Below are 23,232 nucleotides of genomic sequence, written 5' to 3'. Positions count from 1 at the left end.
TTAAGCGTCATAGGGCAACACTTTGCTATTGGGTGCTGTCCTATTTTTTATCCAAAAGTGGTTTTAGAAAACGCCCTGTATGTGAATGTTTAATTTTTGCAACCTGCTCGGGTGTGCCTTGAGCAATAATTTCGCCGCCACCACTGCCGCCCTCAGGGCCCAAATCAACAATCCAATCCGCAGTTTTAATAACATCCAAGTTATGCTCAATAACAACCACCGTATTGCCATGATCGCGCAGTCGATGCAGCACGCTTAATAGCAATTCGATATCTTGAAAATGCAAACCCGTTGTTGGCTCATCGAGGATATACAGAGTTTTTCCTGTATCGCGCTTCGAAAGCTCTCTGGATAATTTCACCCGCTGTGCTTCACCACCCGACAAGGTCGTAGCCGCCTGTCCAAGCTTCAAATAACTGAGACCGACATCCATCAGAGTTTGTAATTTTTTGGCAACCGCAGGGATGGCATCAAAAAATTCACGAGCATCTTCAATTGTCATTTCTAAGACTTCATGAATGCTTTTTCCCTTGTATTTAACCTCTAATGTTTCACGGTTATAACGTTTACCGTGACAGACATCGCAAGGGACATAAATGTCTGGAAGGAAGTGCATTTCTACCTTAACCACGCCATCGCCCTGACAAGCCTCGCAACGCCCACCCTTGACGTTAAAACTGAAACGTCCGGCCTTGTAGCCCCGTGAACGAGCTTCTTGAGTACCCGCAAATAACTCTCGGACCGGCGTGAAAATACCCGTATAGGTAGCCGGGTTGGATCTGGGTGTGCGGCCAATAGGACTTTGATCGATATCGACACACTTATCCAAATGCTCAAAACCAGACACGCTCTCATATGGAGCAGGCTTCAACGTACTGGCTTTATTCAATTCTGTTGCGGCAATTGGATATAGCGTGGCGTTTATCAAAGTAGACTTACCGGAGCCAGACACGCCTGTGATACACGTCATTAGGCCAATTGGAAGAGAAAGAGTGACGTTTTGAAGATTGTTGCCAGTAGCACCGGTTAAAACTAGGCTCTTCTCAGGATCAGCAACACCTCTTTTCTCGGGAATCGCGATTTTTTTCTCACCCGATAGATATTTTCCGGTCACCGAATTTTTATTTTTCATGATTTGCGCAGGCGTTCCCTTAGCAACCACTTCGCCACCATGAACACCAGCACCTGGACCAATATCAACGACGTAATCCGCCAAACGAATTGCGTCTTCATCGTGCTCAACCACGATTACCGTATTACCCAATTCTTTTAAATGAGTAAGGGTATTGAGCAGCCTTTCGTTATCACGCTGATGTAAGCCGATCGAAGGTTCATCCAGAATATACATGACACCTACCAAACCAGCACCGATTTGACTGGCCAACCGAATTCGTTGAGCCTCACCACCGGAAAGAGTCTCGGCACTTCGACTGAGCGTCAGGTAATTCAAACCTACATCGACCAAAAACTTTAGCCGATCTCGAATTTCTTTGAGGATCTTATCGGCAATTTTTCCTTTGGCCCCTTCAAACTTGACCTCATGGAAATACTTAAAAGCATCTGCCACGGGCATCAAGGTGATATCGGGTAAGTTTTTATTATCTATAAAAACGTTTCTGGCATCGCGCCGCAGACGTGCACCCTGACATTCGGGGCAATTTTGGCTGGACATGTACTTAACCAGCTCTTCGCGCACCATATTAGAGTCGGTGTCGCGATAGCGTCTCTCCATGTTAGGAATCACACCTTCAAAGGTGTGCGTGCGAGAAATAACATCGCCACGATCATTAACATAACTAAAATTAATTTCTTCGCTTCCCGAGCCCTGAAGGATGACTTTTTTGTATTTTTTTGCGAGCTTGTTCCATGGCTGATCAACATCAAAACCATAGTGTTCAGCCAATGAGGCTAGCATGTGGTAGTAATAAACGTTACGTTTATCCCAGCCTCTTATTGCACCTTCAGATAAAGAAGCCGTCTCGAACTGAATAACTTTGTCTTCGTCGAAATATTGCTTAACCCCCAAACCGTCACAACTTGGGCAAGCACCGGCCGGATTGTTGAAAGAAAACAATCTGGGCTCTAGTTCTGCCAGAGCATAATCACAAATCGGACAGGCATGCTTGGATGAAAATGTTTTATCTTCTTTATCCCCATCCATAGAAGCGAGAATTACCGATCCCTCCCCAAGAACTAAAGCAGTTTCAAAAGATTCGGCTAACCGTTGTTGTAAGTCATCGCGAACCTTAAAACGGTCTACAACAACTTCAATAGAATGCTTCTTTCTCTTATCGAGGGATGGTGCTTCATCAAGATCAACAACCAACCCATCGATTCGTGCACGGATATAACCTTCGCGCTTAAGTTGCTCAAAAACATGCAGATGCTCACCTTTTCGATCACGGATCACAGGTGCAAGTAACATCAGCTTTTCGCCTTCAGGCATTGCCAATACCTGATCAACCATTTCGCTGACGGTTTGAGCACTGAGAGGCTCACCATGGATTGGACATCTCGGCTCTCCCACACGTGCAAATAGCAAACGCAAGTAGTCGTAGATTTCAGTGATAGTGCCAACAGTTGATCGAGGGTTGTGTGAAGTAGATTTTTGCTCAATAGAAATGGCTGGACTTAAGCCTTCGATATGATCCACATCGGGCTTTTCCATCATCGATAAAAACTGCCGAGCATAAGTAGAAAGCGACTCTACATAACGACGTTGCCCCTCGGCATAGAGCGTATCAAATGCAAGGGAAGACTTACCAGAACCCGAAAGTCCGGTAATTACAATCAATTTGTCGCGGGGTAAATCAAGGTCGATATTTTTGAGGTTGTGGGTTCTAGCGCCACGAACAATGATGGTATCCACAAAAGTCCTTGTTTTTAGGTTCGGAAAAATTAACGCATTAGTATACGCTGAACCTAAAAAATTGGCTGTCTTCCCTGACATACTTTTCGATTAAGCGACGTTGTTCAATAAAATAAAAAACGAAGATCAATCTGCCGATGACCTTCCATACTTATCTTCAAAACGAACAATATCATCCTCACCAAGATAACTTCCCGATTGCACCTCAATTAACTCAAGGGGAATACTCCCAGGGTTTTTAAGTTGATGGATTTGACCAATCGGAATATAGGTTGATTGATTTTCGGTCAAGATTGTTTCTGTGTCGCCATTTACGACCAATGCGGTGCCTGAGACAACTATCCAGTGCTCGGCGCGATGATGATGCATTTGTAACGACAGCTCGGCGCCTGGATTGACAACAATACGCTTTACTTGGAATCGATCACCGCTATCAATTGAGTCGTAATATCCCCAAGGCCGGTAGACTTTTCGATGCACAGTCGCTTCAGGACGATTCTGGGTTTTTAACATCGAGACAATTTTTTTAACGTCTTGTACTCGATTCTTGCTGGCAACCATTAGAGAGTCGTCTGTATCAACAATAACCAAATCGTCAACACCTACAATAGCGATGAGTTTGTTATCTGCCTGAACGAAGCATCCTGTAGCGTCTTCAGCAACCACATCGCCTTTTAATGTATTGCCGCTCGAATCTTTCTCAGAGACCTCCCAAAGAGCAGACCAAGATCCAACGTCACTCCAACCGGCATCCAAGGTAACCATAAGAGCGGATTCCGTTTTTTCCATAACAGCGTAGTCAATGGAATCCTCTGGACACTGCTCAAACAAACCTTTATCCACTCGGATAAAGTCCAAATCAGCTTGTGCCAATTCAAGAGCTTTTCGACAATACAAGACTATCTCGGGATTATGCTTTTCTAATTCTGCTAAATACCGTGAAGGCCTGAATAGAAACATGCCGCTGTTCCAGAAATAACTACCAGAACTTACATAATCTTTAGCGATTTCTATAGAAGGTTTCTCCACAAAACGATCAACTTTATACGCTGAATCTGAAAAGCCGCCCGCAGCTGTGCCTTTTTTTATGTAACCGTAACCCGTCTCGGGAGAACTAGGAACAATGCCAAATGTGACTAGGTACCCACTCAGCGCGCACTCCCGTGCAACCTCTATGGCTTTATGAAAAGCGCCTATGTCTTTTATGACATGATCTGCCGGTAAAATCAGCATAGGTGAATCATTACCAACGGATAACAACTGAAGAGCAGCCAAAGCAATTGCAGGAGCGGTGTTCTTCCCTACCGGCTCCAAAATAATGCCGGCTTGGCCCAGACCAATTTCTCTAAGTTGTTCAGCAACAGTAAATCGATGTTCTTTGTTACAAATGATCCAAGGCTCTTCAACAAACGACAATCCTTTCGTACGTAAAAGGGTTTCTTGAATCATGGTATGGTTAGATACTAAAGACAGAAATTGTTTAGGATGTAATGACCGCGAATAGGGCCATAGACGAGTTCCGGAGCCGCCGGACAAAATTATCGGTACCATGCCTGTTTAATATATACCTTATACACTGAGTATGAATTGATTATTTTGTAAGTTTGTTCAGCATAAAACAACTTCTATACAATAGGGCATGTCTTTTACGTAGATTTTTTAGAATTACTTCTGACAAAATTCATTTAGAGTAGATAAAAATGGAAATCCTAACAACAAAGCTTGAAGGTGTGGTAATCATAGAGCCAAAGATTTTTGGTGACGAAAGAGGTTTTTTCTTGGAAACCTTTCAGAAAGATCGATACAAAGATCTCGCTGGAATTCACCTAGAATTCGTTCAAGATAACCATTCACGATCGTCTAAAGGGGTATTACGCGGACTTCACTTTCAAAAGTCTAAGCCTCAAGGAAAACTGGTTCGAGTTGTGCGCGGCGAAGTTTACGACGTAGCCGTAGACATAAATCCAGCTTCACCTACTTACGGTCAATACGAAGGCGTCATATTGAGCGAAACCAATAAGCGACAATTCTGGGTTCCACCCGGCTACGCGCATGGTTTTGTTGTACTGAGCGACACCGCCGATTTCGAGTACAAATGCACAGATTATTATGACCCAAGTGACGAAGGTGGCATCATTTGGAACGACCCCGATGTCGGTATCGATTGGCCGATTCTCGATCCCAAGCTTTCAGAAAAAGATTCGATTCTACCGACGCTAAAAGAACTAAACGCTTAATTTAACGAAGGAATTAGAGTGAAAATTTTAATTTTTGGGGCAAAAGGACAAGTTGGAACCAGCTTAGTTAATGCATTAAAAGCCATCGAGGATTTATCTCTGTGTGCCCTGGATCGCGAAGACTGCGACTTTACAGACACACAAAAGATCAAAGAACAAATCTCTCTAATTCGTCCAGATCTTGTCATTAATTGCTGCGCTTACACTGCAGTTGATAAAGCAGAGAGTGATGAAATCACTGCAGACCTTGTTAATCACACAGCAATGGAAACTATCGGGAAAGAAACCCACAAGCTCGATGCTCCCGTCATCCATATTTCAACCGATTATGTGTATACCGGAGAAGCTAAGGAACCCTATCAAGAAACTGATGAAACAGGGCCTTTGAGTGTTTATGGAAAAACAAAATTACTCGGAGACCTGAGTTTAACAGCCTCAAACGCAAAGCATATTATCTTGAGAACCAGTTGGGTGTTTGGAGAGCATGGCGCCAATTTCGTTAAAACCATGCTGCGATTAAGCGAAGGTAGAGATGAGATTAATGTCGTCTCAGATCAAAGAGGAAGACCTACCTATTCCGGCGATATTGTCGCGAGCATTGTCTTTTTTGTTGAGAAAATACGCACAAAACAAGTCGTAAATTGGGGTATTTATCATTGCTCCAGCAATGGCGAAACCAATTGGTATGAGTTTGCCGTTGCGATTTTCGCTGCTGCCAAGGTTGACGGGCTAATAAATAAATCCATGAAGGTAAACCCGATTCCAACCTCTCAATACCCTACCCCTGCGCCAAGGCCTTTATACTCGGTTCTAAACACCCAAAAGCTCGAGAAAACTTTGGGACATAAAATTCCGCATTGGAATATCGGTTTAGAAAAAGTACTCTCGTTTATTAAAGCCGAAAAGTAGTTGTACCCCTCCTCTCGATGACAAAACTTGTCTCGTTAAGTCATCGAGAAAATATAACTCTCGCAAACATTATTAATTACGACACCACTTATTCCTCTATTACCGAGTTCTTTTCAACAACAAATGCGCAAAGACACTACCTTGGCATTTTGATAGCATAAACACCTTTTACCCTTCGTAAAAATAGTCATTCTCATTACACAACAGCAGAGGAAGTGATGTTTAACCTCTTGGATCAGCGTCCAATCAACATTAAAAATGACGTACTTTCTGGAATAACAGTTGCCCTTGCGTTAGTACCGGAAGCCGTAGCATTTGCATTTATTGCCGGTGTAGAGCCAATGGTTGGTCTCTACGCCGCCTTTATGATGGGATTAATTACATCGATTGTTGGTGGTCGGCCTGGAATGATCTCTGGAGCCACAGGAGCAACTGCTGTCGTTATGACATCACTGGTTGTTGTGAATGGTGTCGAATATCTATTTGCAACCGTTCTTCTCGCTGGAATATTGCAAATAATCGCCGGAACTTTAAAACTGGGAAAATTTATCAGAATTGTTCCACACCCGGTGATGCTCGGTTTTGTAAATGGGCTAGCGATTGTCATTTTTCTTTCTCAAAAAGATTTATTTAAGTTCGAATCGAGCGAAGACGTGTGGCAGTGGTTGCAAGGCACCGAGATGCTATTCATGGTCAGCCTTGTTGCGATTACCATGTTGATCATGCACTTTCTGCCTAAAATAACTAATGCTGTACCGGCAGGTCTCGTCGCAATTGTCTCCGTGTCCCTCGCCGTTTTAATGCTCGACCTACCGGCTAGAACAGTAATCGATTTTGTTGCCGACAAGCTACCCGAGTCCCTAGCCGACTCAGCTACGCTACAAGGAACACTTCCCAGTTTTAGCATCCCGCAAGTTCCTTATACCTTTGCAACTCTTTGGATCATTTTGCCTTACGCAGCCATTATTGCTGCCGTAGGTTTAATCGAATCTTTGTTAACACTCACCGTTATCGACGAACTGACTAACACGCGTGGAAAAGGCAATCGGGAATGTATTGGTCAAGGCGTTGCCAACTCCGTAAATGGCCTATTCGGCGCCATGGGTGGCTGTGCGATGATCGGCCAAAGCATGATTAACATCAACAATGGAGGGCGCGGTAGGTTATCGGGAATCACTGCAGCCTTGGTCTTGTTAGTATTTATCTTATTCGCCGCACCACTCATTGAGCAAATCCCATTGGCGGCATTAGTCGGCGTTATGTTCATGGTGGTGCTAGGCACATTTGAATGGTCTAGCTTCAGAATAATGCGCAAAATTCCAATCACAGACGCCTTTGTCATCGTGCTCGTGTCCGTCGTGACTGTATTTTTTGATCTAGCCATTGCTGTTATTACCGGAGTAATAGTCTCCGCTCTGGCATTCGCTTGGAAACATGCTCAACATATTTATGCAGATGTTTCCTATGATAGTTATGGCAGAAAAATCTACGATTTAAGAGGCCCTGTGTTTTTCGGGTCCGTTAGTAATTTTAAAGAGATCTTTGATATTGAAAACGATCCTCAAGAAGTGATCATCGAATTCAAAAGATCCAGAATCAGCGACCACTCTGGTATTGATGCACTGGATGCTATTGCCGAAAAATATCAGAACCTCGGTAAGACACTTCACATAAGACACATCAGTGAGGAATGTAGAGAGTTACTTTCTAAGGCAGGAGACTTGTGTGAAATCAATGTCTTGGAAGATCCAATCTATCACGTTGCCAGCGATAAGCTGGGATAGCGTTTAGCAGAGGTTAGTGAATAACGTTTTCGTTGTTAGACCTTTATAAAAAAGCCGAGCATTTGCCCGGCTTTTTGCTTTTTTTTAGTTAGTAAGCATTCTTGTTGATGAAACCTTTAAAGATAGTTAAGAAGATTATCTTGATATCCCATGCAACCGACCAGTTACGAATATAATGTAGGTCATACTCAACGCGCCGCTCCATCTTATCTAAGGTATCAGTTTCACCTCTAGCTCCGTTTACCTGCGCCCAACCAGTGATTCCAGGTTTAATCTTATGGCGTAACATATATCCCGATATTTTCTCACGATACATTTCGTTGTGAGCAACAGCATGAGGACGAGGGCCAACAATAGACATGTTGCCCTCAAGCACATTTAAGAACTGAGGTAGTTCGTCCAAAGAGGTTCTTCTTAAAAAAGCACCTAGCTTAGTGATACGTGTATCATTTTTCTGCGCTTGTTTAATTTGAGAAGAGTCATCTTCACACACGGTCATTGATCTAAATTTCCACATTTTAAACGGACGACCATCCAAGCCATATCGCGTCTGCCGGAAGAAAATTGGTCCCTTGGAAGTTAGTTTAACCGCTGCGGCGATAACCAGCATTGGACCACTGATAATCGCAAGAATTATCAACGCCAAAACGATATCTTCCATCCGTTTTAACATAGACATGGTGCCGCGATTAGGTTCACCAACAATACCAATAGCGGGAATACCGTTTAAGTTTACAGTTCGCGCATGAAGTAAATCGAACATAAACACATCCGGAATGATGTACACGGACGTCGCCGAAGTCGCCAGGCGTTTGGTGATCCAGCGGATTCTCTCCTCACCGCGCATTGGAATGGTTAGGTATACTTGATCAATTTTTCCTGCTCTAGCTTCGGCAATGAGATCAGAAAAATCCCCGCTGAGAGGGCATACGTGAGAAACGCCCGAATCAGTACGTTCTTTTTGATTGGGTTCCAAATCTCTTTTAACGGGGTTTTGTCTGTCGTCGTAAAACCCTCTGATTACATAACCGCCCCAAGTGCACTTCTGCAATCTGTGAGCAACTTCAAGCGCTAACTCACCGTTTCCGACAATAGCTACATTACGGGTGTTATAACCTTTATCACGCAGTTTCTGTACAAGGACACGAGCTGATAAACGCCAGCCCAACAACAATATAAGGGAGACAAAAAACCAGAGAGAAAACTGAGGCCATGCGAATAATGATGCCTCTAAATTGGTTAGGCTTCCTATTGCGAGTATTACAATGAAACTGGCTAACCAGCAGTAAGTAACTTGCTTAGCTTCAGCCCAGATGGTTTCGGACCGCCAAGAGCGATAAATTTCTGCAAATTCCGCAGCAAACTGAAGGCAAATAACGGCGCCTAAAGCTGCCAGTAAATAAGTTTGAGGTAGGGATTGCACAGTGATAAGCGATGTGATTACAACACCGGTAATTACGATTGCACAATCGACGACACGCGCTAACAACGCAAATAAAGAACTATGAGGCTTAACCACTCCTTTGGCGTTCATTCCCATAAATACATTCACTCCCTATGTGTCTGCCGCTTTGGTGAATTCATTACAAATTTGTAGAATATTCAAAAGCGCAGTCTGGAAACATTAACTAAATAAACACCTTATCACTTAATAATTTGAACAAACAAAAGTTCAATAACACATTTAAGTTTGAAGCTGTTCACAAATTACAATACAAAAGCGAGTTTTAAACAAACGAATTTTGTGGATTACAGCAAGATTTGACAATGATATTGCAATTAGTAAAAAAATAAATTCTAAACTAGACAGTGTCGAAATAATCTGCAAATTCTGAACCGTCTAGAATATTTTTATATCGCACATACAAAAACACCGAGCATAAGCTCGGTGTTTTGTAAAAACGTCTAAGAAAATATAAATTAATTTTCTTCAACCGCTTCAGCTTCAACTGGACGATCTACCAACTCAACGTAAGCCATTGGAGCTTTATCACCAGCACGGAAACCGCATTTTAAAATACGAATGTAACCACCTGGACGATTTTGGTAGCGAGGGCCTAATTCCGTGAAAAGTTTACCAACGACAGCGTCGTTTCTTACACGAGAAAAAGCCAATCGACGATTCGCAACACTGTCTTTCTTCGCAAGAGTAATTAACGGCTCAGCAACACGGCGAAGCTCTTTTGCTTTAGGCAACGTAGTTTTAATCAACTCGTGCTCAACAAGAGAAGCAGCCATATTGCTAAACATAGCCTTACGGTGAGAACTGTTACGATTCAGCTTACGGCCACTTTTACGATGACGCATGACTCTAAATCCTATTGATATTCTATTGCTATCACAGCAATGGTTAATTGGCGAACGATTTAATTAATCGTCATTTCGTAGGCTTGCTGGCGGCCAGTTTTCTAGGCGCATGCCCAATGACAAGCCACGTGTAGCCAAAATGTCTTTAATTTCAGTCAGAGACTTTTTACCCAAGTTAGGCGTTTTTAATAGCTCAACTTCAGTACGCTGAATAAGATCACCAATATAGTAGATATTCTCAGCTTTCAAGCAGTTTGCCGAACGAACAGTAAGTTCCAAGTCATCAACTGGACGAAGCAATACTGGATCGACTTCTTCTTGTTTCTCTTCAGGCTCAGATTGTTTCTCACCTTCGAAGTCAACAAATACAGCAAGCTGCTGCTGAAGAATGGTAGCCGCTCGACGGATAGCCTCTTCCGGATCGATCGTACCGTCTGTCTCCAAATCGAGCACAAGACGATCAAGGTTGGTGCGTTGTTCAACACGGGCACTCTCTACAGTGTAAGCTAAACGCTTTACGGGGCTGTAGGTTGCGTCCAATTGAAGACGACCAATTGCACGAGTTTCATCATCATCGCTAACACGAGCATCAGCTGGTTGATAGCCTCGACCACGAGCAACGGTAAGCTTCATATCAAGCTCAACATCACCTGTGATATTTGCAATTACATGCTCTGGGTTAACAACTTCTACTTCATGATCAAGCTGAATGTCGCCAGCAGTAACAACACCCGGACCTTTCTTACTTAAAGATAAAGTAGCAGTTTCTTTACCATGCATAACGATCGCAACACCCTTAAGGTTCAGTAAGATCTCGATAACATCTTCCTGAACGCCTTCGATCGCGCTGTATTCATGCAACACACCGGAAATTTCTGCTTCGATAATCGCACATCCTGGCATAGAGGACAGCAAAATACGACGCAGCGCATTTCCTAATGTGTGGCCAAAACCACGTTCTAAAGGCTCAAGTACAACCTTCGAGTGATTTTTGCTGATGTCGGTAACATCAATAGTTCTTGGAGTTAAAAAATCGTTTACAGCACTCTGCATAATCGTACCTTAGTTATTGGCTGGCGCTTACTTAGAGTAAAGCTCGACGATAAGGTTTTCGTTAATTTCTGCAGGTAAATCGCTACGATCAGGCTTACGCTTGAAAGTACCTTCTTTCTTCTCAGTATTAACGTCAACCCACTCAACGTCACTACGCTGGCTAGAAAGCTCTAAAGCGTTGTTGATGCGCAATTGATTTTTAGCACGTTCACGAACTGAAACTACATCGCCAACTGAAATTTGGTATGACGGAATATTAATTACTTGACCATTTACAAGTATAGACTTATGTGAAATCAACTGACGTGATTCCGCTCTGGTAGAGCCAAATCCCATACGGTATACCACATTGTCTAATCGACATTCCAACAACTGAAGAAGGTTCTCACCAGTAGCACCTTTGATACGGGCTGCTTCTTTATAATAAGAACGGAATTGCTTCTCCAAAAGGCCGTAGATACGACGTACTTTTTGCTTTTCACGCAACTGAACACCGTAGTCAGATAAACGACCACGACGAGCACCATGCTGACCAGGAGTTGTTTCAACTTTACACTTGGAGTCAAGTGGACGAGCACCGCTTTTTAGAAATAAGTCGGTGCCTTCACGACGCGCAAGCTTACATTTTGGACCAATATAACGAGCCATCTAAATCTATCCCCCTTATACTCGACGTTTCTTAGGTGGACGACAGCCGTTATGAGGAATCGGTGTCACATCAGTAATGTTAGTTACTTTAAAACCAACATTATTTAAAGCCCTAACTGCTGATTCACGACCAGGACCAGGACCTTTAACCTCAACATCGAGATTTTTTAAACCATATTCTTTAGCTGCTTCGCCAGCACGCTCTGCGGCTACCTGTGCAGCAAATGGAGTACTCTTACGAGAACCGCGGAAACCAGAACCACCAGCAGTAGCCCAGCTCAAGGTGTTTCCTTGACGATCCGTAATAGTAACAATTGTATTATTAAAAGACGCGTGAATGTGCGCAACGCCATCAACAACCGTCTTCTTCACTTTTTTACGAGTGGTTTTATTACTTGGCTTGGCCATGCAATTTATCCTTTCGGTTGATTATTTCTTGATGGGTTTGCGCGGACCCTTACGAGTTCTCGCGTTTGTCTTTGTACGCTGTCCACGAAGTGGAAGGTTACGGCGATGACGAATGCCGCGGAAGCAACCCAAGTCCATCAAACGTTTGATGTTCATAGAAACCTCACGTCGAAGATCACCTTCAACAGTAAGCTTTGCTACTTCTTCACGCACTGCGTCCATTTGCTCTTCTGAAAGCTCACCAATTTTGGTAGTTTCAGCAATTCCCGTAGCTGCACAAATACGTTGAGCGGTTGTTTTACCAACACCGTAAACGTATGTGAGGGAAATAACGGCATGTTTGTTATCTGGTATATTGACACCAGCAATACGAGCCATTCAACTTACTCCACTATATATTAAATTTCAGCACCAACAGCGATCAGTGGTATGACTACAATAATCAGAGACAATGAAAAACCAGTAAAAAGTTGTTTACCGCTCTAAAAAAGGTGCGCAATCATACTGACACTGTCACAAGAATGCAATAGCTTGGCGATTTCTCAACCAAACGACAGTTGGTGCCTCCTATCCAATAAGAAAAAGCGCAGCAAAGCTGCGCTTTTTCTTATGAATGCGCTTGGCTAAACTTAGCCTTGGCGTTGCTTGTGACGAGGTTCTGCACTACAGATCACACGTAACACACCGTTACGACGAACCATCTTACAGTTCCGGCACATTTTTTTAACAGACGCTCTTACTTTCATTTTAACTAACCTCACATTTAGCGAGCAACGCCGCTACCGTAGCCCTTTAAATTAGACTTTTTCATCAGCGAATCGTACTGACTAGACATCAGGTGAGACTGAACCTGAGCCATAAAGTCCATGACTACGACCACTGCAATTAACAAAGAGGTACCTCCTAAATAGAAAGGAACATCAGTTGCTAATATCAAAAACTGCGGCAATAAACAGACAGCTGCGATATATATTGAGCCAACAAGTGTCAAACGAGTTAATACTTTATCAATATATTTCGACGTATGATCACCAGGACGTATACCTGGGACATAAGCCCCTGATTTTTTGAGATTATCCGCGACTTCTTTCGGGTTAAACATCAAAGCCGTATAGAAGAAACAAAAGAAGATAATCAAAGCCACAAACAAAATAAGGTTCAAAGGCTGGCCAGGACCAATAAGCAAGGCAAATTCTTGCAGTAAATCGGAACCTGTACCGCCTGTACTATTACCAAACCATTGAGCAATAGATGCAGGGAAAAGTAATATCGTGCTTGCGAAAATTGCAGGAATAACACCAGCCATGTTCACTTTAAGCGGCAGATGGCTACTTTGGGCTGCAAAAACTTTACGACCACGTTGTTGCTTCGCATAATTTACTGTTATGCGTCGCTGACCACGCTCCATTCTCACAACAAACCAAATAACCGCAATCGCTATCGCACAAACAACCAAAAGAATGAATACATTCAAGTCGCCTTGGCGTGCCGATTCAAACGCTTGACCAACAGCAGCAGGAATACCAGCAACAATACCTGCGAAAATCAGCATAGAAATACCGTTACCGATACCTCTTTCAGTCACTTGTTCGCCAAGCCACATCATAAACACGGCACCGGTTACAAGCGAAACTACAGCGACAAAGTAAAAACTAAAATCCGCTGTGTACGCAAAACCCTGAGCCAAGCCTACCGACATACCAATGGCCTGCACAGTAGCCAACAACACAGTTAAATAACGTGTATATTGGTTTATCTTTCTCCGACCAGCATCACCTTCTTTCTTCAATTGCTCCAATGAAGGAGTCACAGCAGACATAAGCTGCATAATAATTGAAGCGGAGATGTAGGGCATTATCCCAAGAGCAAGAATACTCATACGCTCCAAAGCACCACCCGAGAACATATTAAATAGACCGAGGATTGTGCCTTGATTTTGGTTGAATAAATCTGAAACTCTATCGGGATCGATACCAGGAACAGGAATATGAGTACCTATTCGGTATACAATAATTGCGATAAAGAGAAAGCGAAGGCGAGCCCAGAGCTCGCCCAAACCTTTTTGATCTCCGAATCCTAATCCACCTGCGTTAGCCATTGGCTTCCCCCAAAAACGACTTAACCTAAACTAAGCCATGGATTATATTAATCTTCGATCTTTCCGCCAGCTGCTTCGATCGCTTCACGAGCGCCTTTAGTAGCTGTAATACCTTTCAACGTAACGGCTTTAGTAATTTCTCCAGAAAGAAAAACTTTTGCACGTTTGATAGAGGCATTAACGATACCCGCTTCACATAGAGCAGTTACATCAATGATCTCTGCGTCGACTTTATTCAATTCAGAAAGACGAACTTCTGCGCTCACACGTCCAATACGAGAAGTAAAACCGTATTTTGGAAGACGCTTTTGAAGTGGCATCTGACCGCCTTCGAAACCAGGCTTAACTGAACCACCTGAGCGAGACTTCAAACCTTTGTGACCGCGACCACCAGTTTTACCTAAACCGCTACCAATACCACGTCCTAGACGCTTCTTAGGAGATACCCGGCCAGGAGCTGGAGCTAGAGTATTAAGTTTCATATTACTCACCTTCAACCTTAACCAAGTAGCTTACTTTATTAATCATGCCACGAGTAGAAGGAGTATCTTCAACTTCTACGGAGTGACCAATACGGCGTAACCCTAAACCAAGTAAGCATGCCTGATGAGCTTTTAACCGACCTGCTTTGCTCTTAATCTGAGTTACTTTGACAGTTTTATTAGCCATAGTAATTCTACCTAGATTCTAAAACTTGCCCTAGAGCAAGTTCGAATTTTAACCCGTAATTTCTTCTACCGACTTACCGCGTTTAGCAGCTACAGACTCTGGAGATGCCATTTGTTGTAGTGCTTTAAAAGTTGCACGTACAACGTTAACGGGGTTAGTAGAACCGTAACATTTCGCCAAAACGTTCTGTACGCCAGCAATTTCAAGAACCGCACGCATTGCACCACCAGCAATAACGCCTGTACCTTGAGAAGCAGGTTGCATGTACACTTTAGAAGCTGAGTGACGACCTTTAGTTGGATACTGGATGGTATCACCATCCAAATCAACTTGAATCATGTTACGGCGTGCTGCTTCCATCGCTTTTTGAATAGCTTGTGGCACTTCACGAGCTTTTCCGCGACCGAAACCAACACGGCCATTACCGTCACCAACAACAGTTAAGGCGGTAAATGTAAAAATACGGCCACCTTTTACGGTTTTAGCAACACGGTTAACACCGACAAGCTTCTCTTGCAAACCTTCTTCTTGTTGACCGTTGTTGCGATCGTCTTTTTTCTCTTTAGCCATTGCTTAACCTTTAGAATTCCAGACCTGCTTCGCGCGCAGCGTCAGCTAACGCCTTGATACGACCATGGTATTTAAAACCGCTACGATCAAATGCTACTTCGGTAACGCCAGCAGCTTTAGCTCGTTCGGCAATCAACTTACCAACTGTAGCCGCGGCATCTGCGTTACCGGTTTTACCTTCACGTAGATCTTTCTCAACAGTTGACGCGCTGGCCAAGACTTTAGCACCATCGGCAGCAATAATTTGAGCATAAATGTGCTTCGGAGTACGAAATACACTTAAACGCGTAGCACCTAACTCACGAATTTTTGCTCGGGAGCGTCTTGCACGACGTAAACGAGATTCTTTTTTTGCATTCATAGTCTTAGGACCTACTTCTTCTTAGCTTCTTTACGACGAACAAGTTCGTCGGAATAGCGAACACCTTTACCTTTATAAGGCTCTGGCGGACGAAACGCTCGAATTTCCGAAGCAACCTGACCTAACAAATGCTTGTCAGCACTCTTAAGCAATACTTCTGTTTGACTTGGAGTCTCAACAGTAACACCCGCAGGTAGTTCATAATCTACCGGATGAGAGAACCCCAAAGTCAGGTTTACAGTATTGCCTGTAGCTTTAGCACGGTAACCAACGCCAACCAAGTCAAGTTTTTTCTCAAAACCCTGGGTAACACCGACTACCATATTGTTAACAAGGGCACGCATTGTACCCGCTAAAGCGACTGACTGCTTGGCTTGATCGCGAGGTTGGAACTTAAGAACGTTTTCCTCTTGAGTCACAGCAACATTACTGTGAATCTCCAAAGCCAAAGTACCCTTGCTGCCTTTAATAGAAAGTGATTGACCGTCTAGATCCACTTTCACACCAGCAGGTATTTCAACCGGACTTTTTGCAACTCGTGACATGTTTAAATTCCACTTAGAATACTGTGCAGAGTACTTCGCCACCGACGCCAGCTGCACGAGCCGCACGATCAGTCATCACACCTTTACTGGTGGATACAATGGCAATACCTAAACCACCACGGACAGATGGTAATTCATTTTTGCCCGCATAATTGCGCAATCCTGGACGACTAACGCGATCCAATTCTGCAATTACTGGCTTGCCTTCAAAGTACTTTAACTTAATAGAAAGAGTTGGTTTTGCATCACCTTCAATGCCGAAATCGGCAATGTAACCTTCATCTTTTAAAACAGTCGCTACGCTGACTTTTAATTTAGAAGAAGGCATGCTTACAGTGGTCTTACCAACCATCTGTGCGTTACGGATGCGTGTCAGCATATCTGACAAAGGATCCTGCATGCTCATAACTTTCGCTCCTGAATCTGTTTACCAGCTGGCTTTAACTAAGCCAGGCACATCACCGCGCATAGCTGCTTCACGTAACTTGTTACGGCATAGGCCGAACTTACGGTAAACAGCATGTGGACGACCAGTTACTCGACAACGACGCTGAATACGAGTCGCACTAGCATCGCGAGGCATTTGTTGCAATTTTACTTGCGCTTCCCAAACTTGGTCTTCAGAAGATTCAGGACTGGCAATAATTGCTTTTAATTCAGCTCTTTTAGCTGAGAATTTAGCAACGGCTTTCGCACGCTTTACATCACGTGCAATCATTGATTTCTTTGCCATAACAGTCTCTTAACCTTTGAATGGGAAGTTAAAGGCTCTCAACAATGCACGACCTTCATCGTCATTGCGGGCAGTGGTGGTAATACAAATATCCAAACCGCGAAGCTTGTCTACTTTGTCGTAATCAATTTCCGGGAAGATGATTTGTTCGGTAACACCCATAGAGAAATTACCGCGACCATCAAATTGCTTGGGGCTAATACCACGGAAATCGCGAATTCGTGGGATGGCGATAGAAACTAAACGCTCTAAGAATTCGTACATACGATCTTGACGCAAAGTCACTTTACAACCAATCGGCCAACCATCACGAATTTTAAAACCTGCAATTGATTTGCGAGCTTTAGTTACAACCACTTTTTGACCAGTGATCGCTTCTAAGTCACGAACTGCATTTTCTAAAACTTTTTTGTCACCAACCGCTTCACCAACACCCATGTTAACAGTGATCTTGGTGATGCGAGGAATTTCCATAACATTCTTAACGCCGAGCTCTTTTTGTAGCGCAGGCGCGATCTCAGATTTGTAGACTTCTTTTAACTTAGCCATTCTGCTCTCACCTTACGCGTCTACAGCTTCGCCGCTGGATTTGAAAACGCGAATTTTCTTTCCATCTTCAAGAATTTTAAAGCCAACACGATCAGCTTTACTGGTTGCACTATTGTAGATAGCTACATTAGACGCTTGAATCGGGGCTTCTTTTTCTACGATACCACCAGCTACACCCAATTGTGGGTTTGGCTTCTGGTGCTTCTTCACGATTTGCACGCCTGAGACAAGTAGACGATCATCAGCTAAAACTTTGATGACCTTACCACGTTTACCTTTGTCTCGACCGGCAATGACGATTACTTCATCGTCACGTTTAATCTTGCGCATTTGCCGTTCCTCTATAACTCTGACCGGTATACTGTAAGCCGTGACCTTACAGCACCTCTGGCGCCAAAGAGATAATTTTCATAAATTTTTCGCTACGTAACTCACGAGTTACGGGGCCAAAAATACGAGTGCCAATTGGCGCTTCGCTTGCGTTTAACAACACTGCTGCGTTGTCATCAAATTTGATCAATGAACCGTCTGGGCGACGCACACCTTTTCTGGTACGCACTACCACAGCCTTCATCACTTGACCTTTTTTGACCTTACCGCGTGGAATTGCTTCTTTCACGGTAACCTTAATGATGTCACCAACAGCTGCATATCGTCGGTGAGAACCACCAAGTACTTTGATACACATAACGCGGCGAGCACCTGAGTTGTCAGCTACCTCTAGATAACTTTGTGTCTGAATCATCGTCCGTCTCCGAAACTTTTAGAATGCTCTGTGTATCAAATTACGGTTGCGCGTTCTTCGATCTTAACCAAAGTCCAAGACTTGGTTTTAGAAAGAGGGCGAGTCTCAGCGATTGTAACTAAATCGCCTTCCTTACACTCATTGTTCTCATCGTGCGCTTTGATTTTAGAGGACTTACTTACGTATTTTCCGTATACAGGGTGCTTAACACGTCGCTCAATAAGAACAGTAACTGTCTTATCCATCTTGTCGCTAACGACTTTACCGGTTTGAGTACGAGCTTGGTTTTCTGCCTGAGCCATTATTCACCTGCCTTTTGCTTAAGCACTGTCTTTATACGGGCAATATCGCGTCGTGTTTGCTTCAACATGTGAGTTTGATTTAGCTGTTGAGTTGCAGATTGCATACGCAATCTAAACTGCGACTCTAACTTAACAACCAACTCTTTATTGAGCTCTTCAACTGTTTTTTCGCTAAGCTCTTTAGCATTCATCACATTACCGTCCGTTTAACAAAAGTGGTGCTTACAGGTAACTTCGCTGCTGCCAATTGGAAAGCTTCACGAGCCAACTCTTCGCTAACCCCCTCCATTTCATAGAGGACTTTTCCTGGCTGGATCTGACAGATCCAATATTCAACGTTACCCTTACCTTTACCTTGTCGAACTTCCAACGGTTTTTCGGTAATCGGTTTATCTGGAAATACTCGAATCCAAATTTTTCCGCCACGCTTAATGTGACGCGTCATTGTTCGACGTGCAGCTTCGATTTGACGTGCTGTAATGCGACCACGACCGGTTGCTTTCAAGCCATACTCACCGAAACTAACTTTAGAGCCGCGCTCTGCAAGACCGCGATTGCGGCCTTTTTGCATCTTTCTAAATTTGGTACGCTTTGGCTGTAACATTTATGCGTACTCCTTACTTAGTTCGTTTTTTCTTAGCAGAAGTGTCTTCAACTTGCTCGACACCACCGATAACTTCGCCTTTGAAGATCCAAACTTTTACACCGATGATTCCATAGGTGGTTGAAGCTTCAGCCGTTGCATAGTCAATGTCCGCACGTAAGGTGTGTAATGGTACACGACCTTCGCGGTACCATTCAGAACGGGCAATCTCTGCACCACCTAAACGGCCACCAACTTGCACTTTGATACCTTGAGCGCCTTGACGCATAGCGTTTTGTACAACTCGCTTCATAGCGCGACGGAACATTACGCGGCGCTCAAGCTGAGAAGCAACACTCTGCGCTACTAGCGTAGCATCGATGTCTGGCTTGCGAATTTCTTCAATATTGATATGAACTGGCACGCCCATTTTCTTGGCAAGCTCATTTCGTAGCTTCTCAACATCTTCACCTTTTTTACCGATAACGATACCAGGGCGAGCGGTGTGAATAGTTACGCGAGCAGTGTTTGCTGGACGTTCAATTTCAATACGACTTACAGAAGCGTGAGCTAAACTCTTTTGCAGATAGTCACGAACACTTAAATCTGTGTATAACTTGTCTGCGTAGGCGTCACTTCCAGCATACCATGTAGAAGTATGCTTCTTAACGATACCCAGACGAATGCCTGTCGGATGTACTTTCTGACCCATAACGCCTGTCTCTTATATTTCAGCTACTTTTACGGTGATGTGACAAGATCGTTTAAAGATACGATCTGCACGTCCCTTAGCTCGAGGGCGAATGCGCTTCATTGTCATTCCTTCATCTACGAAAATCGTAGAAACCTTGAGCTCGTCTACATCGGCACCTTCATTGTGCTCAGCGTTAGCTATTGCTGACTCAAGCACTTTCTTGATGATTGCGGCACCTTTTTTGGTACTAAAAGTCAAAATATCCAACGCTTCTTCGACATGCTTGCCACGGATTTGATCGGCAACCAAGCGGGCCTTTTGCGCTGATAGACGCGCACCGCTCAATTTTGCAGCTACTTCCATCATTAAACCCTCGAATTAGCGTTTCTTAGCTTTTTTGTCTGCCGCATGGCCGCGGTAGTTGCGAGTCAAAGAGAACTCACCCAACTTATGACCTACCATTTCTTCGTTAATCAACACAGGAACGTGTTGCTTGCCGTTGTGAACAGCAATGGTAAGACCGACCATTTCAGGCATAATCATCGAACGACGAGACCAAGTTTTGATTGGACGTCGATCATTTTTTTCGATCGCAGCTTCAACCTTCTTAATAAGATGAAGATCGATGTAAGGACCTTTCTTCAGTGAGCGTGGCACTGCAACTTCCTCTTCAGCTAGTTATTCGCGCGCTTATTTCTTATCGCGACGACGAACAATCATGTTATCGGTACGTTTGTTAGTGCGAGTCTTATACCCTTTAGTTGGGGTACCCCATGGACTCACAGGATGACGACCACCTGAGGTACGACCTTCACCACCACCGTGCGGATGATCTACCGGGTTCATGGCAACACCACGAACTGTCGGTCGAACGCCTCTCCAACGAGATGCACCGGCTTTACCGAGTGAACGAAGGTTATGCTCCGAATTCGAAACTTCACCGATAGTCGCACGACAATCAGATAGAACTCGACGCATTTCTCCACTGCGCAAACGAATTGTTGCGTAGTTACCTTCACGAGCCACCAACTGAACCGAAGTTCCAGCAGAACGCGCTAACTGAGCACCTTTACCAGGCTTCAATTCTACACAGTGAACAACAGAACCCACTGGCACATTACGAAGCGGTAAAGTGTTACCAACTTTAATCGGAGCTGAAACGCCAGTCTCAACTACGTCACCAACAGAAAGACCTTTTGGTGCAATAATGTAACGGCGCTCACCATCAGCGAAACAAACCAATGCAATGTAAGCAGTGCGGTTTGGATCATATTCAAGACGCTCTACTTTCGCAGGAATACCGTCTTTATTTCGCTTAAAGTCAACGATTCTGTAATGATGCTTGTGACCACCACCAACATGACGCGTCGTAATACGACCCGCGTTGTTACGGCCACCGGTTTTGGACTTCTTCTCTACCAAAGGTGCATATGGATCACCTTTGTGCAAATCTGGGTTTACAACGCTAACAACAAAGCGGCGACCCGGAGAAGTAGGTTTGCGTTTTACAATAGCCATTTCCCAGCTCCTCTTAGTCAGCTACTTGAAGATCAATTTCTTGACCTTCTTGAACTCGAACGTAAGCCTTTTTCCAATCATTGCGCTTACCGATACCATAACGAGTTCGCTTTGTTTTACCAGCAACGTTAAGAGTACGAACACCGACAACGGTCACATCGTACAACTTTTCAACTGCCGCTTTGATCTCAGCTTTTGACGCATCAGTGGTAACTTTAAAACCATACTGATTGCTCAACTCAGTAGCCATTGCTGACTTTTCAGACTGAATTGGGGCTAAAATTACTTTGTAAATTCGCTCTTGAATACTCATGCCAGCACCTCTTCAAACTTTTTAAGCGCAGCAACTGTCATCAATACTTTTTCACAGCGAATTAGTGAAACAGGGTTAACACCACTGACATCACACACATCAACTTTGTGTAGGTTACGTGAAGACAAGTACAGTGACTCGTTTACTTCTTCGGTAACAATCAACACATCGTTAAGATCAAACTGTGCAAGCTTTTGGACAAGAGCCTTAGTTTTTGGAGCATCAACTTCGAAGGATTCAACAACGATTAATCGTTCTTGACGAGCCAACTCAGAAAGAATGCAGCGCAGAGCACCACGGTACATCTTCTTGTTCAACTTTTGTTCGAAGTCGCGAGGCTTAGCCGCGAAAGTAGTACCACCACTTCTCCAAAGAGGGCTGCGAATGGTACCAGCGCGAGCACGACCAGTGCCCTTCTGACGGAATGGCTTTTTACCACCACCAGAAACTTCAGAGCGTGTTTTTTGAGCTTTTGTACCTTGACGAGCACCAGCCATGTAGGCAACTACTGCTTGATGCACCAAGTCTTGGTTAAATTCTTTACCAAAGGTCGCTTCAGAAACGTTTACTGTTCCTGCACTACCTTCTGGCGTAGCTATGGTTAATTCCATGAAACCCCCTGATCTCAGCCGCGAGCTTTAACTGCTGGACGAACAACAACTTGACCACCAGGAGCACCAGGAACAGCACCCTTGATAAGCAGCAATTTGCGCTCGGCATCAACACGAACAACTTCTAGGTTCTGAACAGTCTTGCGAACTGCACCTAAGTGACCTGCCATCTTCTTGCCTTTAAATACACGGCCAGGAGTTTGACATTGACCAATAGAACCAGGAGCACGGTGTGATAGAGAGTTACCATGTGTAGCGTCTTGCGTGCGGAAATTCCAACGCTTAACACCACCAGCAAAACCTTTACCTTTAGAAGTGCCAATCACATCAACTTTTTGGCCAGACTCAAAAACGTCTAAAGAAAGCTCAGCACCAACTTCGAAAGATTCTTCACCTTCCAAACGGAACTCAACCAAGCTAGAGCCAGCTTCAACATTCGCTTTCGCGTAGTGACCAGCTAAAGACTTAGAAACCTTAGATGCACGAACAGAACCTACAGCGACTTGAATAGCGCTATAACCGTCTGTTTCATCGTTTTTTACCTGAGCAACGCGATTGGATTCAATTTCAATCACGGTTACAGGAACAGACACACCCTCGTCAGTAAAGACGCGAGTCATGCCGCACTTGCGACCGACAATACCAATTGTCATTTTGTAGACCTCTTAGTGTACGGGGCTGTAACCCGCTATGGCCGCCCATTTCAGAGCGTTACACAAACCCAAA

At 44.0% G+C, this 23,232-nt stretch carries 33 protein-coding genes; 3 read left to right on the top strand and 30 right to left on the bottom strand.

Going from position 1 to position 23,232, the window contains the following annotated elements; translation table 11 throughout:
• Positions 1-40: 40 nt before the first annotated feature.
• Together uvrA and ACYQ2C_RS03870 are read right to left on the bottom strand one after the other, a co-directional pair.
• On the bottom strand, positions 41-2,869 hold the full coding sequence (gene uvrA, locus ACYQ2C_RS03875) for an excinuclease ABC subunit UvrA (protein WP_460100085.1): 2,829 nt from the start codon (positions 2,867-2,869) through the stop codon (positions 41-43).
• Positions 2,870-2,995: 126 nt separating this feature from the next.
• A complete protein-coding gene (locus ACYQ2C_RS03870) occupies positions 2,996-4,420 on the bottom strand; it encodes a mannose-1-phosphate guanylyltransferase/mannose-6-phosphate isomerase (protein ID WP_460100089.1) in 1,425 nt (474 codons plus the stop codon).
• Positions 4,421-4,569: 149 nt separating this feature from the next.
• Here ACYQ2C_RS03870 and rfbC point away from each other — a divergent pair, with 149 nt between their 5' ends.
• The 3 genes from rfbC (at position 4,570) to ACYQ2C_RS03855 (ending at position 7,799) form a co-directional block, all read left to right on the top strand.
• Positions 4,570-5,106, top strand: a complete 537-nt coding sequence (rfbC, locus tag ACYQ2C_RS03865; RefSeq protein WP_460050274.1) for a dTDP-4-dehydrorhamnose 3,5-epimerase — start codon at positions 4,570-4,572, stop codon at positions 5,104-5,106.
• Between the two features lie 18 nt (positions 5,107-5,124).
• A complete protein-coding gene (gene rfbD, locus ACYQ2C_RS03860; RefSeq protein WP_460100094.1) occupies positions 5,125-6,015 on the top strand; it encodes a dTDP-4-dehydrorhamnose reductase in 891 nt (296 codons plus the stop codon).
• Positions 6,016-6,233: 218 nt separating this feature from the next.
• Positions 6,234-7,799: a SulP family inorganic anion transporter gene (locus tag ACYQ2C_RS03855; RefSeq protein ID WP_460100097.1), complete on the top strand. Its 1,566-nt coding sequence runs from the start codon at positions 6,234-6,236 to the stop codon at positions 7,797-7,799.
• An 88-nt stretch (positions 7,800-7,887) separates the two neighbouring features.
• Here ACYQ2C_RS03855 and ACYQ2C_RS03850 read toward each other — a convergent pair whose 3' ends face one another.
• The 28 genes from ACYQ2C_RS03850 to rplC form a co-directional block, all read right to left on the bottom strand.
• Positions 7,888-9,339, bottom strand: a complete 1,452-nt coding sequence (locus tag ACYQ2C_RS03850; protein WP_460050280.1) for an undecaprenyl-phosphate glucose phosphotransferase — start codon at positions 9,337-9,339, stop codon at positions 7,888-7,890.
• A gap of 380 nt (positions 9,340-9,719) precedes the next feature.
• On the bottom strand, positions 9,720-10,106 hold the full coding sequence (gene rplQ, locus ACYQ2C_RS03845; protein WP_460050282.1) for a 50S ribosomal protein L17: 387 nt from the start codon (positions 10,104-10,106) through the stop codon (positions 9,720-9,722).
• A 63-nt stretch (positions 10,107-10,169) separates the two neighbouring features.
• Complete coding sequence (locus tag ACYQ2C_RS03840) at positions 10,170-11,159, bottom strand: DNA-directed RNA polymerase subunit alpha (RefSeq protein WP_460050284.1); 990 nt, start codon at positions 11,157-11,159, stop codon at positions 10,170-10,172.
• A gap of 27 nt (positions 11,160-11,186) precedes the next feature.
• The gene (gene rpsD / locus ACYQ2C_RS03835; protein WP_460100101.1) at positions 11,187-11,807 is read right to left on the bottom strand and encodes a 30S ribosomal protein S4; all 621 of its coding nucleotides are present in this window, start codon (positions 11,805-11,807) and stop codon (positions 11,187-11,189) included.
• Between the two features lie 15 nt (positions 11,808-11,822).
• Positions 11,823-12,215, bottom strand: coding sequence for a 30S ribosomal protein S11 (gene rpsK, locus ACYQ2C_RS03830; RefSeq protein ID WP_460050288.1), 393 nt, complete (start codon positions 12,213-12,215; stop codon positions 11,823-11,825).
• A 21-nt stretch (positions 12,216-12,236) separates the two neighbouring features.
• Positions 12,237-12,593: a 30S ribosomal protein S13 gene (gene rpsM, locus ACYQ2C_RS03825; protein WP_460050290.1), complete on the bottom strand. Its 357-nt coding sequence runs from the start codon at positions 12,591-12,593 to the stop codon at positions 12,237-12,239.
• Between the two features lie 251 nt (positions 12,594-12,844).
• A complete protein-coding gene (rpmJ, locus tag ACYQ2C_RS03820) occupies positions 12,845-12,961 on the bottom strand; it encodes a 50S ribosomal protein L36 (protein WP_232593856.1) in 117 nt (38 codons plus the stop codon).
• A gap of 17 nt (positions 12,962-12,978) precedes the next feature.
• A complete protein-coding gene (gene secY, locus ACYQ2C_RS03815; RefSeq protein WP_460050292.1) occupies positions 12,979-14,313 on the bottom strand; it encodes a preprotein translocase subunit SecY in 1,335 nt (444 codons plus the stop codon).
• A gap of 47 nt (positions 14,314-14,360) precedes the next feature.
• The gene (gene rplO, locus ACYQ2C_RS03810) at positions 14,361-14,795 is read right to left on the bottom strand and encodes a 50S ribosomal protein L15 (protein WP_460050294.1); all 435 of its coding nucleotides are present in this window, start codon (positions 14,793-14,795) and stop codon (positions 14,361-14,363) included.
• A gap of 1 nt (position 14,796) precedes the next feature.
• Positions 14,797-14,982, bottom strand: coding sequence for a 50S ribosomal protein L30 (rpmD, locus tag ACYQ2C_RS03805; RefSeq protein WP_460100106.1), 186 nt, complete (start codon positions 14,980-14,982; stop codon positions 14,797-14,799).
• A gap of 48 nt (positions 14,983-15,030) precedes the next feature.
• Positions 15,031-15,552, bottom strand: a complete 522-nt coding sequence (gene rpsE / locus ACYQ2C_RS03800) for a 30S ribosomal protein S5 (protein ID WP_460050298.1) — start codon at positions 15,550-15,552, stop codon at positions 15,031-15,033.
• Positions 15,553-15,562: 10 nt separating this feature from the next.
• Positions 15,563-15,913 carry a 50S ribosomal protein L18 gene (gene rplR / locus ACYQ2C_RS03795; protein WP_460050300.1) on the bottom strand — a complete coding sequence of 117 codons (351 nt, stop codon included), beginning with the start codon at positions 15,911-15,913 and terminating at the stop codon, positions 15,563-15,565.
• A gap of 11 nt (positions 15,914-15,924) precedes the next feature.
• Positions 15,925-16,458 (bottom strand): 50S ribosomal protein L6, encoded by a 534-nt coding sequence (rplF, locus tag ACYQ2C_RS03790; protein WP_460100112.1) that lies wholly within the window; start codon positions 16,456-16,458, stop codon positions 15,925-15,927.
• A gap of 13 nt (positions 16,459-16,471) precedes the next feature.
• The gene (gene rpsH, locus ACYQ2C_RS03785) at positions 16,472-16,864 is read right to left on the bottom strand and encodes a 30S ribosomal protein S8 (protein ID WP_460050304.1); all 393 of its coding nucleotides are present in this window, start codon (positions 16,862-16,864) and stop codon (positions 16,472-16,474) included.
• A gap of 21 nt (positions 16,865-16,885) precedes the next feature.
• The gene (rpsN, locus tag ACYQ2C_RS03780) at positions 16,886-17,191 is read right to left on the bottom strand and encodes a 30S ribosomal protein S14 (protein WP_460050306.1); all 306 of its coding nucleotides are present in this window, start codon (positions 17,189-17,191) and stop codon (positions 16,886-16,888) included.
• Between the two features lie 9 nt (positions 17,192-17,200).
• Positions 17,201-17,740 carry a 50S ribosomal protein L5 gene (gene rplE, locus ACYQ2C_RS03775; protein WP_460050308.1) on the bottom strand — a complete coding sequence of 180 codons (540 nt, stop codon included), beginning with the start codon at positions 17,738-17,740 and terminating at the stop codon, positions 17,201-17,203.
• 12 nt (positions 17,741-17,752) lie between these two features.
• Positions 17,753-18,070 (bottom strand): 50S ribosomal protein L24, encoded by a 318-nt coding sequence (gene rplX, locus ACYQ2C_RS03770; protein WP_460050310.1) that lies wholly within the window; start codon positions 18,068-18,070, stop codon positions 17,753-17,755.
• Between the two features lie 46 nt (positions 18,071-18,116).
• Positions 18,117-18,485 carry a 50S ribosomal protein L14 gene (gene rplN / locus ACYQ2C_RS03765; protein WP_460050312.1) on the bottom strand — a complete coding sequence of 123 codons (369 nt, stop codon included), beginning with the start codon at positions 18,483-18,485 and terminating at the stop codon, positions 18,117-18,119.
• Between the two features lie 35 nt (positions 18,486-18,520).
• A complete protein-coding gene (gene rpsQ / locus ACYQ2C_RS03760) occupies positions 18,521-18,787 on the bottom strand; it encodes a 30S ribosomal protein S17 (protein ID WP_460050314.1) in 267 nt (88 codons plus the stop codon).
• A complete protein-coding gene (rpmC, locus tag ACYQ2C_RS03755) occupies positions 18,787-18,978 on the bottom strand; it encodes a 50S ribosomal protein L29 (RefSeq protein ID WP_460050316.1) in 192 nt (63 codons plus the stop codon). The genes rpsQ and rpmC overlap by 1 nt, the downstream gene beginning before the upstream one ends.
• Complete coding sequence (gene rplP / locus ACYQ2C_RS03750; protein WP_233086956.1) at positions 18,978-19,391, bottom strand: 50S ribosomal protein L16; 414 nt, start codon at positions 19,389-19,391, stop codon at positions 18,978-18,980. Before rplP ends, rpmC begins: the two co-directional genes overlap by 1 nt.
• 13 nt (positions 19,392-19,404) lie before the next feature.
• Positions 19,405-20,082: a 30S ribosomal protein S3 gene (gene rpsC / locus ACYQ2C_RS03745; RefSeq protein ID WP_460050319.1), complete on the bottom strand. Its 678-nt coding sequence runs from the start codon at positions 20,080-20,082 to the stop codon at positions 19,405-19,407.
• A gap of 12 nt (positions 20,083-20,094) precedes the next feature.
• A complete protein-coding gene (gene rplV / locus ACYQ2C_RS03740) occupies positions 20,095-20,427 on the bottom strand; it encodes a 50S ribosomal protein L22 (RefSeq protein ID WP_460050494.1) in 333 nt (110 codons plus the stop codon).
• Positions 20,428-20,442: 15 nt separating this feature from the next.
• Positions 20,443-20,721, bottom strand: a complete 279-nt coding sequence (rpsS, locus tag ACYQ2C_RS03735) for a 30S ribosomal protein S19 (RefSeq protein ID WP_460050321.1) — start codon at positions 20,719-20,721, stop codon at positions 20,443-20,445.
• Between the two features lie 33 nt (positions 20,722-20,754).
• A complete protein-coding gene (rplB, locus tag ACYQ2C_RS03730; RefSeq protein WP_460050323.1) occupies positions 20,755-21,582 on the bottom strand; it encodes a 50S ribosomal protein L2 in 828 nt (275 codons plus the stop codon).
• Between the two features lie 13 nt (positions 21,583-21,595).
• Complete coding sequence (gene rplW / locus ACYQ2C_RS03725) at positions 21,596-21,895, bottom strand: 50S ribosomal protein L23 (RefSeq protein WP_460050325.1); 300 nt, start codon at positions 21,893-21,895, stop codon at positions 21,596-21,598.
• On the bottom strand, positions 21,892-22,506 hold the full coding sequence (rplD, locus tag ACYQ2C_RS03720; RefSeq protein ID WP_460050327.1) for a 50S ribosomal protein L4: 615 nt from the start codon (positions 22,504-22,506) through the stop codon (positions 21,892-21,894). Before rplD ends, rplW begins: the two co-directional genes overlap by 4 nt.
• A gap of 14 nt (positions 22,507-22,520) precedes the next feature.
• On the bottom strand, positions 22,521-23,159 hold the full coding sequence (gene rplC / locus ACYQ2C_RS03715; protein ID WP_460050329.1) for a 50S ribosomal protein L3: 639 nt from the start codon (positions 23,157-23,159) through the stop codon (positions 22,521-22,523).
• Positions 23,160-23,232: the final 73 nt, after the last annotated feature.

The sequence above is a fragment of the Sessilibacter sp. MAH3 genome, assembly GCF_054658275.1.
This window is presented reverse-complemented; position numbering and strand designations above follow the sequence as displayed.

Bases quoted from the DNA above. Each gene is read 5' to 3' on its own strand.
- rplD (WP_460050327.1), bottom strand. From the start codon at position 22,506: ATGGAATTAACCATAGCTACGCCAGAAGGTAGTGCAGGAACAGTAAAC.
- secY (WP_460050292.1), bottom strand. From the start codon at position 14,313: ATGGCTAACGCAGGTGGATTAGGATTCGGAGATCAAAAAGGTTTGGGC.
- rpsK (WP_460050288.1), bottom strand. From the start codon at position 12,215: ATGGCCAAGCCAAGTAATAAAACCACTCGTAAAAAAGTGAAGAAGACG.
- rplV (WP_460050494.1), bottom strand. From the start codon at position 20,427: ATGGAAGTAGCTGCAAAATTGAGCGGTGCGCGTCTATCAGCGCAAAAG.
- rplC (WP_460050329.1), bottom strand. From the start codon at position 23,159: ATGACAATTGGTATTGTCGGTCGCAAGTGCGGCATGACTCGCGTCTTT.
- rpsN (WP_460050306.1), bottom strand. From the start codon at position 17,191: ATGGCAAAGAAATCAATGATTGCACGTGATGTAAAGCGTGCGAAAGCC.
- ACYQ2C_RS03850 (WP_460050280.1), bottom strand. From the start codon at position 9,339: ATGGGAATGAACGCCAAAGGAGTGGTTAAGCCTCATAGTTCTTTATTT.
- ACYQ2C_RS03855 (WP_460100097.1), top strand. From the start codon at position 6,234: ATGTTTAACCTCTTGGATCAGCGTCCAATCAACATTAAAAATGACGTA.
- rplE (WP_460050308.1), bottom strand. From the start codon at position 17,740: ATGGCTAAGTTAAAAGAAGTCTACAAATCTGAGATCGCGCCTGCGCTA.
- rplO (WP_460050294.1), bottom strand. From the start codon at position 14,795: ATGAAACTTAATACTCTAGCTCCAGCTCCTGGCCGGGTATCTCCTAAG.
- rpsD (WP_460100101.1), bottom strand. From the start codon at position 11,807: ATGGCTCGTTATATTGGTCCAAAATGTAAGCTTGCGCGTCGTGAAGGC.
- ACYQ2C_RS03870 (WP_460100089.1), bottom strand. From the start codon at position 4,420: ATGGTACCGATAATTTTGTCCGGCGGCTCCGGAACTCGTCTATGGCCC.
- rplW (WP_460050325.1), bottom strand. From the start codon at position 21,895: ATGAGTATTCAAGAGCGAATTTACAAAGTAATTTTAGCCCCAATTCAG.
- rpmD (WP_460100106.1), bottom strand. From the start codon at position 14,982: ATGGCTAATAAAACTGTCAAAGTAACTCAGATTAAGAGCAAAGCAGGT.
- rpsQ (WP_460050314.1), bottom strand. From the start codon at position 18,787: ATGGCTCAGGCAGAAAACCAAGCTCGTACTCAAACCGGTAAAGTCGTT.
- rfbC (WP_460050274.1), top strand. From the start codon at position 4,570: ATGGAAATCCTAACAACAAAGCTTGAAGGTGTGGTAATCATAGAGCCA.
- rpmJ (WP_232593856.1), bottom strand. From the start codon at position 12,961: ATGAAAGTAAGAGCGTCTGTTAAAAAAATGTGCCGGAACTGTAAGATG.
- rplN (WP_460050312.1), bottom strand. From the start codon at position 18,485: ATGATTCAGACACAAAGTTATCTAGAGGTAGCTGACAACTCAGGTGCT.
- ACYQ2C_RS03840 (WP_460050284.1), bottom strand. From the start codon at position 11,159: ATGCAGAGTGCTGTAAACGATTTTTTAACTCCAAGAACTATTGATGTT.
- rplQ (WP_460050282.1), bottom strand. From the start codon at position 10,106: ATGCGTCATCGTAAAAGTGGCCGTAAGCTGAATCGTAACAGTTCTCAC.
- rplF (WP_460100112.1), bottom strand. From the start codon at position 16,458: ATGTCACGAGTTGCAAAAAGTCCGGTTGAAATACCTGCTGGTGTGAAA.
- rpsC (WP_460050319.1), bottom strand. From the start codon at position 20,082: ATGGGTCAGAAAGTACATCCGACAGGCATTCGTCTGGGTATCGTTAAG.
- rplB (WP_460050323.1), bottom strand. From the start codon at position 21,582: ATGGCTATTGTAAAACGCAAACCTACTTCTCCGGGTCGCCGCTTTGTT.
- rplR (WP_460050300.1), bottom strand. From the start codon at position 15,913: ATGAATGCAAAAAAAGAATCTCGTTTACGTCGTGCAAGACGCTCCCGA.
- rplX (WP_460050310.1), bottom strand. From the start codon at position 18,070: ATGCGCAAGATTAAACGTGACGATGAAGTAATCGTCATTGCCGGTCGA.
- rpmC (WP_460050316.1), bottom strand. From the start codon at position 18,978: ATGAATGCTAAAGAGCTTAGCGAAAAAACAGTTGAAGAGCTCAATAAA.
- rplP (WP_233086956.1), bottom strand. From the start codon at position 19,391: ATGTTACAGCCAAAGCGTACCAAATTTAGAAAGATGCAAAAAGGCCGC.
- rpsE (WP_460050298.1), bottom strand. From the start codon at position 15,552: ATGGCTAAAGAGAAAAAAGACGATCGCAACAACGGTCAACAAGAAGAA.
- rpsH (WP_460050304.1), bottom strand. From the start codon at position 16,864: ATGAGCATGCAGGATCCTTTGTCAGATATGCTGACACGCATCCGTAAC.
- rpsM (WP_460050290.1), bottom strand. From the start codon at position 12,593: ATGGCTCGTATTGCTGGTGTCAATATACCAGATAACAAACATGCCGTT.